The organism is Corynebacterium sp. CCUG 70398 (assembly GCF_024454055.1).
In the GTDB taxonomy this organism is placed as follows: Bacteria; Actinomycetota; Actinomycetes; order Mycobacteriales; family Mycobacteriaceae; genus Corynebacterium; species Corynebacterium genitalium.
In genome coordinates this window covers 250,023-262,752 of sequence record NZ_JAGPYZ010000001.1, presented here as the reverse complement: position 1 = coordinate 262,752, position 12,730 = coordinate 250,023, and the positions used below count along the sequence as shown (strand labels likewise).

The following is a 12,730-nucleotide window of genomic DNA, read 5'->3' as shown; positions in this document are numbered from 1 at the left end:
TAGACTGGGCCGTTATGACGAGCTCAGCCGAACAGACTACCGCCGCGCCGCCGATGAACAAGACACTGATCTACGTCAGTCTGGGCTTGGCGCTAGCGCTTGTCGTCGGAGTGCTCGTCGGGTCCAAGGTGGTTATGCAAAAGCTTAACAACCAGCCGGTCTCGCTGTCGGAGTTGCCGTCTCCTATGGCGGACTCCGCCGAATGCGCCCAGTTGGTCGAGTCTCTGCCCGACGAGCTTGCCGGTCACCGCCGCGCCGAGCTGCTCGACCCGGCTCCTGCCGGTGCTGCCGTGTGGCAGTCTACCTCCGACGAACGCGTCACGCTGCGCTGCGGTGTCGAAGCCCCTCTCCACTACACCGAGCTCACCCCCACGTTTGAAGCGGCCGGAGCACGGTGGATAGAAATCAGCGACCCTACGGCGGGGGCGGACTTGTCCACATGGTTCACAGTGGACCGCTCGCCGGTCGTGGCGGTGACGGCGGACCATCAGGCTGTGCGGGAGGGTGAGAGTCCCGTCGATAAGCTCGACCTGTCTGCTCTACCGGAAGAGGCGAGCGAACCTGCACCCGCGCCGCTGGCCGGGCTTGAACCCGCAGAGGGCGCTGTAGCCGAGTGCGAGACGCTATTGGGAGCACTCCCCGACGAGCTCGTCCCGGGCTACGCACGGTTGGATCTGAGCAACGTCGCTTCGCTTGACGACGCATCTGCAGCCGCATGGGGTGGGACTAGCGTGGAACCCATTGTCATCCGCTGCGGTGTCGCGGCACCGGCGAGCTATGAACCTGGAGCCCAGCTGACCCAGATCAACGACACCCCGTGGTTCCAGGAGGAGAACCCTGACGGAACTGCGACGCTGCTCTACGCGCTGGGCCGGCGCACCGATATCGCAGTGTCGCTGCCCATGGGTGTCGGCGAAGAAGCGCTGACGAAGCTAACCAACCTTATTGAGGAGAACGTTCCAGCGCAGTAGCAATGAGTGTTTCGAGCAGCTCCCCGTAGCTCATGCCCGCAGCTTGGAAGACCTGCGGGAACATCGAGATCGAGGTGAAGCCGGGCATGGTGTTGACTTCGTTGAGCATCGGGCCCTCCGATGTGACAAAGAAGTCCACGCGCGCCAAACCACGGCAGTCCAGAGCGCGGAAGGTGCGGATGGCCAGCTCTTCGAGCTTGGCGTTCATCACGTCGTCGTAGCCCGCCGGGATCGTCGCGGTGACAACGTCGTCGAGATACTTGGTCTCAAACCCGTAGAAGCCCTCCTCCGATTCGGAGGTGCCGTTGAGCTTTGCGGGAGGCGAGGCGATGAGATCGCCGTTGGGGCGCTCGATCACGCCGACTTCCACCTCGTCGCCAACCAGCTCCGCCTCAATGATGACCTTGGAGTCATACAGGCGGGCAAAACGCACGGCGTCATCGAGCTGATCCCAGCTGTCGACCTTGTTGATGCCGATGGAGGATCCACCGCGGGCCGGCTTCACAAACACGGGAAGGCCGAGGTAGTCGCGGTCGCTGTCGTCGAGGTGCTCGTCGTCGACAAGCACGACCTCGCGGGTGACAGGCACATCTGCCGAACGCGCGACAATCTTCGTGAACTGCTTGTCCATCGAGCAGGCGGACGACAGCACACCCGGACCGACATACGGCACGCCAGCAAGGTCGAGCAGACCCTGAATCGTGCCATCTTCGCCGTAGGTGCCGTGCAGAACCGGGAAGACAGCGTCGATGGTGGCCAGCACCTCGCCCGTGCGAGCATCGTAAAACTCACCGCGGCGGGAAGGATTGACCGACAGCGCGACCTCGCGCTCGCCCGCGACCGACGGCAGCTGAGAATCCCCGACCGGGTCCGTCGTGCCTTCCACCCACACGCCATCTTGAGTGATGCCTACCGGGAAAATTTTGTACTTGTCCTTGGGCAACTCCGCCATGATGGCGCCAGCAGAAATGCAAGAAATGGAGTGCTCGGAGGACATTCCACCGTAAATGACGGCAAGTGTGATCATGCAAACCACACTACAAGGCACCTACTCCGACTTTTTCGAGCGACCCATCAGTGCGACAACCATCTCATCGACCTTGAGGTCGCCGTGGCACACGGAGTGCACTGCCTCCGTGAGCGGCATGTCCACTCCGTTGGCCAGAGCCAGCTCGTAGATGCTCTTGGAGCTAATCACACCTTCTGCGACCTGGCCATGCGTCGCCTCGCGGGCGTCCTCAAGCGGCATTCCGCGGCCGAGACGTTCACCGAACGTGCGGTTGCGGGACAGCGGCGAGCCGCAGGTGGCCACGAGGTCGCCCAGCCCAGCAAGGCCCGCGAAAGTGCGCTGATCTGCGCCGAGCGCCATGCCCAGGCGTGTGATCTCCGCCAGGCCACGGGTGATCAAGGTGGCGCGGGTGTTCTCCCCCAGATCTTTACCCGCAGCCATGCCGCACGCGAGCGCGATGACGTTCTTGCAGGCCCCGCCAATCTCACAGCCGACGACATCAGTGTTGGTGTACGGGCGCATATACGTGGTTGCGCAGGCGGCCTGGACCAGCTTCGCGCGGTTGAGGTCTGAGCAGGCGATGACTGTAGCCGCTGGCTGCTCCTCAGCGACCTCGCGGGCCAAATTCGGGCCCGACAAAACGGCCACGCGGTCGCCGTTAATGCCGGTGACCTCTGCCACCACCTCGGACATGCGCTTATACGTGCCCGTCTCAATGCCCTTAGAGATAGACAGCACTGTGGCGTCCGAGCTGATGTGCGGCGCCCACGTGGCCAGGTTGTCGCGCATCGTCTGGCTCGGCACAGCGGGCACCACGATCTGTGCAGACTCGATTGCGGCTTCGGCGTCATCGGTCGTTTCAATCGCCTCTGGCAGTTCAATGCCCTCGAGGTAATCGGGATTCTCGCGTGTGGACGCCATTGTCTGCGCCAACTGGGTGCGGCGCGCCCACAGGCTCACAGAGTTTCCGGCGTCCGCAAAGACCTTCGCTAGTGCGGTCCCCCACGACCCGGCGCCGAGAACAGCCACCTTGACCATGTGCGCTCCTTCTCTCTTACGTTCCGTGCCAGTGTAGAGGAGCCAGGCTCGGTTGGGCGCATATGATGAATGCCATGGGCAAGAAGTCGAAGATGCACGAAGACGACAAGGACATCCAGGGCGAGATGTTCCTCACCGGCCGCCACCAGGAGATTCCACGGCGACCGGATGAGGAATTCAAGAAGACTACTCTGGCTGCGGGCGCCGTGCTGTGGCGCGGCGACGTCAACGACATCGACTCGATTGAAGTCGCGTGCATTCACCGCCCACGCTATGACGACTGGTCCTTGGCCAAGGGCAAGGTGGACCCGGGCGAGTCTCTCGTGGTCACTGCGGTCCGCGAGATCAAGGAGGAAACCGGCTACGACATCCGCCTGGGCAAGCTGCTGGGTAAGACGGTGTACCCCGTCATGGACAGCACGAAGGTGGTCTACTACTGGATCGCTCAGGTGCTCGGCGGCGAGTTCGAGCCGAACGACGAGGTCGACGAGATCCGCTGGCTCACCTTCGACGATGCCAAAGAAATCATGTCCTACGACCTCGACCGCCAGGTTCTGACGAAAGCGGAGAAGCGCTTCCGCCTCCCGGCGACGTGCCGCATCCTTTATGTGCGCCACGCGAAGGCGCACGACCGCGAGAAGTGGTCAGGCGACGACAACAAGCGCCCATTGGACAAGAAGGGCCGCCGTCAGTCGGAGATGCTCGTCCCGATGCTCGCGGCCTTCCACCCGGAGCGCATCTATAGCGCTCTTCCGGACCGCTGCCAGCAAACCATCGCGCCGCTTGCCGACGAGTTGAACATGCCTGTCGACGTCGACCTGCGTTTCGGTGACAACGCGTGGCAGTCAGACCCGTCCGGTGCCAAGCAGGCTTTCCAAGCTGTCATCGATCAAGGTGGCACGAGCGTCGTCGTAGCCCAGGGCGACGTGATGCCCAACATGATCCAGTGGCTCTCAGAGAACGGCCGCCTGCCGATCGACGGTGAGATCAACTGCAAGAAGGGCTGCGTGTGGGTCTTGTCCTTCAACAGCGGCGAGCTGACTGGCGCTGACTACATGCCGACAGCCCTGCCGGTGCGGTAGAAATTAAGCGTCTGGGTGCGCTGCCTCGGCTTGCTGCAGTTTCTTCGGCCCGCCAAACGCTTCCCAGGTGAGGTAGCGCCAGCCTTTCTCCAACGGCCCCTGGCCGAAGCGGCGCAGCCACAGCCAGCTGAGCACAGCTTGGATGACGAGCATCACTGCGGCGACCGCGAAAGCTGTGTAGAACTCTTCGTTCGTCGCTCCCGCATCTTCGCGTGGATATCCCAACAGTAGGCCGCTTCCGATGATCACCAACGTCGCCAGAATGTAGTTCGTCAGAGCCGTCCGGCCCAGCGACGCGAACATCGCTCCGAGCGCGGACCGCAGGGGCGTGCGCAGCAGGACATACACCAGTGCCATCCACATGGCTGTGTAGATCAGGCCAGTCACTGCAGCAACGTGGCTATATGCGACCGTTCCAAGACTCCGGTACTGGAGGTAGCTCATTCCCAGCGTCAGCGGAACCAGAACCAGCAGTGCCATCGCCGCCGGTTTCGGGTTCTCGTCCAGGGCTTGCGGTAGCCCCCACATAGCAAAGGCGAACCCGAGCAGCAACAGACCGGGAATGAGAATGATTCCTCCGAACGGCGCCCCGAGCAAAGTCAGCGCAACGCCTCCGACGGTGGCCAATGTGCGTCTGAGTTTCAGGTCGGAGACGAAAGTGAGCGGGTACAAGAACACAAAGCCGAAGGCTGAGTAGTACAGCAGCGCCTCCCCGGGGTGGAGGATCTGGTGCACGATTCCGAGCAGAAAAAGAGGCAGCAGCCGCCGCCACATGACGGACTGCGCCATCATCCCGCGTCGGCGAGCCCCATCGACGATCAGTGCGAATCCAATCCCGAAGAGAAATGTGAACGCTGTGAAGAAGCGTTGGTGAGCAAGGAGATCTAGCGCCCGGTACGCCTCCTTTTCCCCTTCAGGCCCTGGATAGAGGAGCCATTGTTGTTGAAAGTTCACGAAGGCGATCCCGCACAGTGCTATTCCGCGGATCACATCGAGCGAGAGCATTCTCGCGTTTGGCGTTTCGTTCATTCTCTGGCCTTTCTAGACGTCGATAGCTGGCTTGTACGCGGGCCGCTTCACTTCGAAGTCCTCGATTGCGCCCTCGTCACGCAGGGTCAGGCCGATGTCGTCGAGGCCTTCCATGAGGCGCCAGCGGATGTAGTCGTCGATCTCGAAGGTGAAGGTGTTCTCCCCCACCGTCACAGTCCGGTCCTCGAGCGACACCGTGACCACCATACCGGGGTTTTGCTCGAGCTGCTTCCAGATCAGCTCGATGTCGGATTCAGTCATTTGGCCGGCGAGCAGGCCTGCTTTGGAGGTGTTACCACGGAAGATGTCGGCGAAGCGCGGGCTAAACACGGCCTTGAAGCCATAGTCCATGAGCGCCCACACGGCGTGCTCGCGAGAGGAGCCGGTGCCGAAGTCGGGGCCGGCGAAGAGCACGGAACCGTTCTTGAACGCATCCTGGTTCAGCACAAAGTCTGCTTCGTTGTTACGCCAGTTGGAGAACAGACCGTCCTCGAACCCAGTGCGCGAGACACGCTTCAAGTACACAGCGGGGATGATCTGGTCGGTGTCCACGTTGGAGCGGGTCAGCGGAACGCCAACGCCGGTGTGGGTGGTGAACTTTTCCATGATTGCTCCTTAAAGGTCCGCCGGGGAGGCAAGGTGGCCAGTGATTGCGGTTGCCGCTGCGACAAGCGGCGACACCAGGTGGGTGCGGCCGCCGGGGCCCTGACGGCCCTCGAAGTTGCGGTTGCTTGTCGACGCTGACCGCTCCCCCGGCTGCAACTGATCCGGGTTCATGCCCAAGCACATCGAGCAGCCGGCGGTACGCCAGTCCGCTCCGAAGTCGCGGAAGATCTGGTCCAGGCCTTCTTCCTCCGCCTGCTGCTTCACCATTGCGGAAGAGGGAACGACCATCATGCGGGTGCCCTCATGAATCTTCTTGCCCTTAATGACCTCCGCAGCTGCACGCAGGTCTTCAATGCGCGCATTGGTGCACGAACCAAGGAAGACAGTGTCGATCTTGATGTCCCGCAGCGGGGTGCCCGGCTCAAGATCCATGTACTTCAGCGCCTTCTCGGCGGCCGCCTTGAGGGTGTCGTCGCCGAAGGACTCCGGGTCCGGCACAGACTCAGCCAGCGGCAGACCCTGACCAGGGTTGGTGCCCCAGGTGACAAACGGGGTGAGCGCAGAACCATCGATTTCGACGACAGTGTCGAACTCGGCACCCTCATCGGTCGGCAGGGTCTTCCAGTAGGCGACGGCGTCGTCCCAGTCCTTGCCTTGCGGTGCGTATTCGCGGCCTTTGACGTACTCGAAGGTCTTCTCGTCAGGGGCCACCATGCCAGCACGGGCACCGCCCTCGATGGACATGTTGCAGATGGTCATGCGTGCTTCCATCGACAGCTTCTCGATGGCCTCTCCGCGGTACTCGATGATGTGGCCGGCCCCGCCGTTGGTGCCGATCTTCGCGATGATCGCCAAAATCAAGTCCTTAGCCGTGACTCCGGGCTGCAATTCCCCGGAGACCTCGATAGCCATGGTCTTGAACGGCTTGAGCGGCAGCGTCTGGGTCGCCATGACGTGCTCGACCTCGGAGGTGCCAATGCCCATGCCGATCGATCCGAACGCACCGTGGGTCGAGGTGTGGGAGTCGCCGCACACGATCGTCATGCCCGGCTGAGTGATGCCCAGCTGCGGTCCAACGGTGTGGACAATGCCCTGCTTGACGTCGCCCATGGAGTGCAGACGGACACCGAACTCTTCGCAGTTCTTGCGCAGGGTGGACACCTGGGTGCGGGAGGTCAGCTCCTCGATCTCCAGCAGATTGCCGGACTTAATGCCCACGGTGGGCACGTTGTGGTCCTCAGTAGCTAGGTGTTGCTGGGGGTTGCGGATCGTGCGTCCGTTCATGCGCAGGCCGTCGAACGCCTGCGGTGAGGTGACCTCGTGGAGAAGTTGGAAGTCGATGTAAATCAGATCCGGGTCTCCGTTCTCACCTTTGGTGATCACGTGATCGCGCCAAACCTTTTCCGCCAAAGTCAATGGCTTGTCCGCATTAACGGCCACCTCAAACACTCTCCTTAAAGCATGTTCCCAATAGGCGGGACAATCGAGTCCATTCAATGGGACAGTCTAGCGGAGGCCAGACCGTTTCACGCAATCCTAGGCAAAACCGTTTTGCCACCCTCGTTCACCCTGCGCCCTGAACGAACACACCCCTACCACGGTCGATACCACTGTCCACATAGTGGATTGCTATCATCCGCACCGTGGGAAACACTGCAGAACTTTCCGGCATCAAGGTCCTTGACCGTTCCATCGCCATCATCGACGCCATCGCCGCCGGCGAGAAGACCCTCGCCCAGCTGAGCGCCGCGACGGAACTCCCCCGTGCGACGACCCACCGCCTTGCCACGGCGTTGGAGATTCACCACATCCTCGTCCGCACGGAAGCCGGCGCATGGGCGATCGGCCCCGCGCTCGCACGCTATGCCGCAGCTGGACCGTCACAGGTGATTGACGCTGCTAAACCCATCATGGGCGAGCTAGTGCGCACCACGCACGAGTCCGTCCAGCTCTACGAGCTCACTGGCGCAACCCGCACGTGTGTGGCGGCGATCGAGCCGCCGAGCGGACTCAACAACACTGTTCCCGTGGGCTCAAAGCTGCCCCTCGACCGTGGCTCTGCTGCGAAGGTGTTTGCCGCCTATGAGCACATCGACACCCCGTTCAACCCTGCGGAGCTCGACCGGATCCTCACCACCCGTCTGGCCGAATCCGTCGGCGAACGTGAAGTAGAGCTGGCCAGCGTATCCACTCCCATTCACAACGCCAACGGTGCGCTTCTTGCCGTGCTGTCCATCTCCGGCCCGGTCGAGCGCCTCAAGCCCTCCCCTGCGCAGATGTGGGGAACCGAACTGCTCAGGGCAGCCGACGCCTTGATGGCCGCAATCTAACCTGCGTCGATAGAGTCAAGCACGCCGTCCGGCCAGACCACGTTCTTCGCCAGCGGGATCTGGTGGGAAGCGCTTTCCAGAATGTGCATGAAGTAGCCGGCAGTGTTCGGGATCGCGACGATATCGCCCGGCCGTACCCCACGGGGGAAACGGATCCGCCGCCGCAGGATCACCTCGTCTTCGATGCAGTAGGCGCCCACCAGGAACGCCTCGACCTCCTCGTCGGTGGAACCGGGGGCGCCCGTCACCAGAATCGGATCGACCAGGTAGTCATCCGATGTGGTCCGGCATTGCGTCCGGTTCATCGCCAGGCCGACGAGTGGTAACCCATCGCTGCGGTGCTTGGTGAATTCGACGGTGGCGAGGATGAGGCCGCAGCCGTCGAGAAGCGAGCGGCCTGGCTCCAAATGCAACCGTAAGCCGCGTGAGGTGAGCTCTTGCGCAACACCGTCGGCGAGCACGTCGTGCAGCCATGCGCCACGCACGGGCCGTTGCCAGTAAGGGTAGGTGTTGTGCAGCGGGTCGCTCTTCCACGTGAACGGCTCCGCGTAGCCCTCCCGCATGGCGCGTAGCGAGTCTTGGGCGTGATTCCACTGCTCCTCATCGTCGAGGTAGCTCATCGGCACACCGCCGCCCACATCAATGAACTGCGGGTCGTGCCCGCCCGCCCGCAGCTTATCGACGAGCCCCACGCACTCCCGCAGCGCTGCCGAACGGTCCGCAGCAGCGTAACCGTGGAGGTGAACGTGCACCCCTGCAACCGTCACGGAGCCAGCTGGCTCGCTCAACCGCCGCGCCCAGACCTGGGAGCGCTCACCGAAGCGAGTCGGCGGCATGGTTGTCGGATCCGGCGCGAGACGCGGAGCCACCAAGGCGGTGCGGTCACCGGCAATGGCGATGATGCGCTCCAACTCGGTCACGTTGTCGGCGGAGATGACCACGCCGCTAGCGATGGCGAGCTCGAGCAACGCGTCCGACTTGATCGCCGCGGAGAGGATGATCCGCTCCCCCGGCACGCCCCGATCCAGGACTTGGCGCAGCTCGTTCTCGCTGGCTACGTCCACACCATGCCCGGCGTCGCGCATCGTGTCCACAAACACGAGTCCCTTGTTGGCTTTGCGGGCGAAGAAGATCTTCACCTCGACTCCCATGGAGGCGCCCGCGCTGACGAGCTCATCGACGTTCGCCAGCATCGGTTCCGGATTGAGCACGTTGACCGGGCTGGAGAATTCCTCGAGCAGGTTCCGGCAGTCGTCGTAGCTGCTGGTGAGTTCCTCAGCCCAGGGCTCGATCCGGGCCGTCATCGGCGGGACACCGTGCACGCGCTCGGGATTCTCCATCGCCTCAGTGACAACGCGGCGTGCCCACCGCGGGATCTCGTCATGCTGCGTCCGGTTCAGGGTGTCCAGGCCGAGAACCCACCCTTCGGTCATCCGTCCCGCCGCCGCAATGTGGCGCTGCCCGGTGATCGTGGCGTCTCGGTCAATGACCAGACCATTCGTTTCAGGGTCGATCGTGCCGATGCCGCGGACCACCAGGTCGGCCACCAAAGTGCCCGGAACGACACCGGGCGGCGCGATGACTCCATCGATCACGACTGTCGCTTCGACCTCACGCGCGGCGGCTGCCAGATCAGCGTTATCGCCCCCACGGTCGAGAATGTCGGTCCGCACGACACCCTTATCAATCAGATCCAGCAGGTCAGCAGCAGGGCCGGCAAACGGCCCGAACGCGATGCGCTCGAGGCGGCGGGTGAGGTCACCAAAGCTGTCCAGGCTCTTCCGCCCACCGAAGGATGCTCGCTCAATCACAGCCGGATAGGCCTTGCGGAAGGCGATGCCCACCGCGTGCGCGGGCGTGACCGGGTCAGTAACGGAGCGCCGGAAATCCTCCACCGGGTCGCCTTTGTCGGTCCCGGCGAGAACCTGCTCGATGGCATCGCGGTCCGAGTCACCGTTCTCTCGCTCGAGAATCCCTGCCGCGCATTCGGCCAGTGCGTCCACGATGTCCTGCGTGTTTGCTGCCGCACGGATTGCGTCCTGGGCGCGGTCGACGAGGTCGTCGATAAGCGTCGTGGGCTCATGCTTGGCCTCCATGAACCTGCCCGAGCGCGTCACGGGGTAGATCGCCTTCTCCGAGATGACGCGGGTGATGTCGATGAACGTCAGCGCGGCGCCGCGCACGACCACCACGTCGTCGGGAGTCACGGTCGCGAGAGTCTGAGGGGTGGCGGGCGCAATGACCCGCACGTTCTCCCCCAGGCCCAGATCCGCGTGGGCCAACGATCCGGGCCAGTCGTCGGCGTGGCCGGTGGTGATGAGGACGTCGTCGAAAAGCGTGCCCTCGACCTCCCATTGCTGACCGCGGGGACGAACGTCCTTGACCCACGTGCGTTGCCAGTCGATCGTGCACGTACGCGGCGCGAATGTCTGCAGATCGCGCCATGCTTTTCCGAGGAAGTCACCGGCGGTGCTGCGCGAGGCCGGTTCATCTTCACGACTGAAGTCCTCGAAATTGGAGCTGTGCGACCGGATCGCACTGTGCGGCACGTTGAGCACCCACTGCTCAGGCTGATCCAGCTCGTACGCGTTCCTCGCACCCACCGTGCCGGAGGAGAACACCGTGAGATCGATAGCCACGCCGCGCTGGCGGGCGAGCTCAAAGAGCTCCTCAGCGGCCCACAGTCCGCGCGGTCCGGCACCGATGATCGCAACTGTTCTACCCATTGAAATCCACTCCCAGCTTCTCTGCTACCCACTCGTCGTTGTACATCGTGTCCAGGTACGCGACGCCGGAATCGTGGAAGATCGCCACGACATCGCCTTCTAGTTCCGCATGCTTTTCGACGCACGCAGCCACCGCTCCCCCAGACGCCCCCGGCAAGAATCCCGTCGTGGCGGCCAGGCGGCGACCGGCCGCCACGCAATCAGCTGCGCTGACCCGCACGACCTCGTGCGGTGTGACGTCGCCGGCGAGATCCGGAACCACGCCAGCGCCAAAGCCAGGCAGCAGCCGCTCGCCGCGCTCACCGCCGAAAAGAACCGACCCTTCTGCGTCGACAGCAATGACAGTGGTGTCCATACTGTGCTCCTCGATGTAGCGCAGACATCCCCCGACAGTGCCTGTCGTGCTCACTGCCACGACCAAGTAGTCCGGCGCGTGCCCAAGTTGGTCCACGATCTCGCGCATCGTGCCCTCGCTGTGCGCAGTGAACGCCGCGCGGTTGGAGTACTGGTCCAAGTTGACCGCGCCGAGCTTATCGACGAGCTCCGCGACCTTGATCCTCCGCGCCGCCAACCAGTCCCCCGTGCGTGGATCCGGTTTCGTGACCGCATGGATCGTCGCACCGAGCGCCTCCATGTGCGCCACCGTCGACGAGTTCGTGCGTTGGTCCACAACGCAGTGGAAATCCCAGCCGCCGACCGCGGCCTCACGCGCGAGAGCGACACCGAGGTTGCCGGAACTCGACTCGACCACCGTCACACCGGGGCCGACGAGCCCCTGTTCTTCTGCGGCCTTCACCAGAGCCCGCGCTGTACGGTCTTTCGCGCTGCCACCTGGGTTGAACGATTCCAGTTTTCCCCATACCCGCCGGCCACTGGAGGCCCCGTCGCCGGTGTCGAGACGTATGAGGGGCGTGGAACCTATGGTGTCGAGCAACCGACGGTTTTCAATCATGCCCGCCAGCTTATGTGAAGCGGGTGGGGTTAGGCTTGGGCGCATGAGCGACAACACTACTCAGGACAACCGTTACGACGCTGGCATGGCCGTGCGCCGCGACGTCATGGGAGATGACTTTGTCGACGCGGCGCTCGAGCGCAACACCGGCAAAGACGGCGAAGAACTGCAAAACCACGTCACAGCCACCGTGTGGGGCTCGGTATGGACGCGCGACGGACTTTCCCGCCGCGACCGCAGCTTGCTCAACATCGGCATGCTGGTCGCACTGCGCGCCACTGAGGAGCTGCGTGGCCATGTCCGCGGCGCACTTGTCAACGGCCTCACGCGCGAGGAGATCACCGAGGCGATCATCCACTCCTCCGGTTACTGTGGCGCCCCCGCAGCGCTTTCTGCGATGAAGGTGGCCCAAGAAGTGCTCGAGAACGAGCTCGGCCCGAAGGACTAAGACTTAATGCTCAATCCCTGCTCAGCACGCAGGTCATCTGCGGAGATGTAGTACGTTTCCATCGTTCCGTCGACCACGACCATGAGGTTGGACATGTCATCGGGCAGCCCTGCACCGGCTTTGCTGAGCTCGGCACGGATCTGTTCCGGTGCCCACGACGCGTCAACCGTGATGGGAATGGGAAGAGTCACGCCTGCGATCTGAGACGTGATGGTCATCCTGGCCACGAGGATGTGAAAGTTCCCGTTGAGAGTGGTGATCACCCCTGGGCCGGACCGCTGCCAGATATCCTCCACACCGGCGGAAGCACCGGGGAACCGAACACGCAGGTTGTCCAACTCCACACGGTTGCAATCGATGCGGATCGCGGGTTTGGACCCCTGCATCGTGTCCACCTGGACGTAAGACATCTTGACGTCGCCCAGCAGCTTCGTGGAATCCGACTGGACCGTGTATGTCTCCCCCGAGGGAGTCATCATATTCTCGATCGGCGCCGGAGGGTCGAAGTCGAAACCGCCAATCTGCCGGGGCACTACACC

Annotated in this window: 12 protein-coding genes; 4 read left to right on the top strand and 8 right to left on the bottom strand. The window is 63.1% G+C overall.

Translation table 11 applies throughout. The features are described from left to right. Nucleotides 1-14 precede the first annotated feature (14 nt). A complete protein-coding gene (locus tag KBX07_RS01250) occupies nt 15-971 on the top strand; it encodes a DUF3515 domain-containing protein (protein ID WP_005290372.1) in 957 nt (318 codons plus the stop codon). Here KBX07_RS01250 and KBX07_RS01245 read toward each other — a convergent pair. Beyond that, nucleotides 943-1,998, bottom strand: a complete 1,056-nt coding sequence (locus KBX07_RS01245; RefSeq protein WP_050748816.1) for a D-alanine--D-alanine ligase family protein — start codon at nt 1,996-1,998, stop codon at nt 943-945. The two genes, KBX07_RS01250 and KBX07_RS01245, sit on opposite strands and share 29 nt — an antisense overlap. Before the next feature lie 21 nt (nt 1,999-2,019). Continuing rightward, complete coding sequence (locus KBX07_RS01240; protein WP_256022671.1) at nt 2,020-3,018, bottom strand: NAD(P)H-dependent glycerol-3-phosphate dehydrogenase; 999 nt, start codon at nt 3,016-3,018, stop codon at nt 2,020-2,022. Between the two features lie 74 nt (nt 3,019-3,092). On the opposite strand from KBX07_RS01240, the gene KBX07_RS01235 reads away from it, so the two are divergent. Then, a complete protein-coding gene (locus tag KBX07_RS01235; protein ID WP_040424492.1) occupies nt 3,093-4,100 on the top strand; it encodes a bifunctional NUDIX hydrolase/histidine phosphatase family protein in 1,008 nt (335 codons plus the stop codon). Nucleotides 4,101-4,103: 3 nt separating this feature from the next. On the opposite strand, the gene KBX07_RS01230 is transcribed toward KBX07_RS01235, so the two are convergent. From KBX07_RS01230 to leuC, 3 genes are read right to left on the bottom strand one after another with little or no spacing between them, the layout of a single operon-like run. Further along, complete coding sequence (locus KBX07_RS01230) at nt 4,104-5,129, bottom strand: DUF418 domain-containing protein (RefSeq protein WP_256022669.1); 1,026 nt, start codon at nt 5,127-5,129, stop codon at nt 4,104-4,106. Nucleotides 5,130-5,141: 12 nt separating this feature from the next. Continuing rightward, complete coding sequence (gene leuD, locus KBX07_RS01225) at nt 5,142-5,735, bottom strand: 3-isopropylmalate dehydratase small subunit (protein WP_256022668.1); 594 nt, start codon at nt 5,733-5,735, stop codon at nt 5,142-5,144. 9 nt (nt 5,736-5,744) lie between these two features. Beyond that, on the bottom strand, nt 5,745-7,184 hold the full coding sequence (leuC, locus tag KBX07_RS01220) for a 3-isopropylmalate dehydratase large subunit (protein WP_256022666.1): 1,440 nt from the start codon (nt 7,182-7,184) through the stop codon (nt 5,745-5,747). Between the two features lie 194 nt (nt 7,185-7,378). Between leuC and KBX07_RS01215 the strand changes: the two genes are divergently transcribed. Then, a complete protein-coding gene (locus tag KBX07_RS01215) occupies nt 7,379-8,065 on the top strand; it encodes an IclR family transcriptional regulator C-terminal domain-containing protein (RefSeq protein ID WP_256022663.1) in 687 nt (228 codons plus the stop codon). Here KBX07_RS01215 and KBX07_RS01210 read toward each other — a convergent pair. Together KBX07_RS01210 and KBX07_RS01205 are read right to left on the bottom strand one after the other, a co-directional pair. Next, nucleotides 8,062-10,791, bottom strand: a complete 2,730-nt coding sequence (locus KBX07_RS01210) for an FAD/NAD(P)-binding protein (RefSeq protein WP_256022661.1) — start codon at nt 10,789-10,791, stop codon at nt 8,062-8,064. The two genes, KBX07_RS01215 and KBX07_RS01210, sit on opposite strands and share 4 nt — an antisense overlap. After that, the gene (locus KBX07_RS01205) at nt 10,784-11,743 is read right to left on the bottom strand and encodes a pyridoxal-phosphate dependent enzyme (RefSeq protein WP_256022659.1); all 960 of its coding nucleotides are present in this window, start codon (nt 11,741-11,743) and stop codon (nt 10,784-10,786) included. Before KBX07_RS01205 ends, KBX07_RS01210 begins: the two co-directional genes overlap by 8 nt. A 43-nt stretch (nt 11,744-11,786) precedes the next feature. Between KBX07_RS01205 and KBX07_RS01200 the strand changes: the two genes are divergently transcribed. Then, the gene (locus KBX07_RS01200; protein ID WP_256022658.1) at nt 11,787-12,191 is read left to right on the top strand and encodes a carboxymuconolactone decarboxylase family protein; all 405 of its coding nucleotides are present in this window, start codon (nt 11,787-11,789) and stop codon (nt 12,189-12,191) included. On the opposite strand, the gene KBX07_RS01195 is transcribed toward KBX07_RS01200, so the two are convergent. Then, complete coding sequence (locus KBX07_RS01195; protein WP_256022656.1) at nt 12,188-12,724, bottom strand: hypothetical protein; 537 nt, start codon at nt 12,722-12,724, stop codon at nt 12,188-12,190. The genes KBX07_RS01200 and KBX07_RS01195 overlap by 4 nt on opposite strands. Between the last annotated feature and the right edge of the window lie 6 nt (nt 12,725-12,730).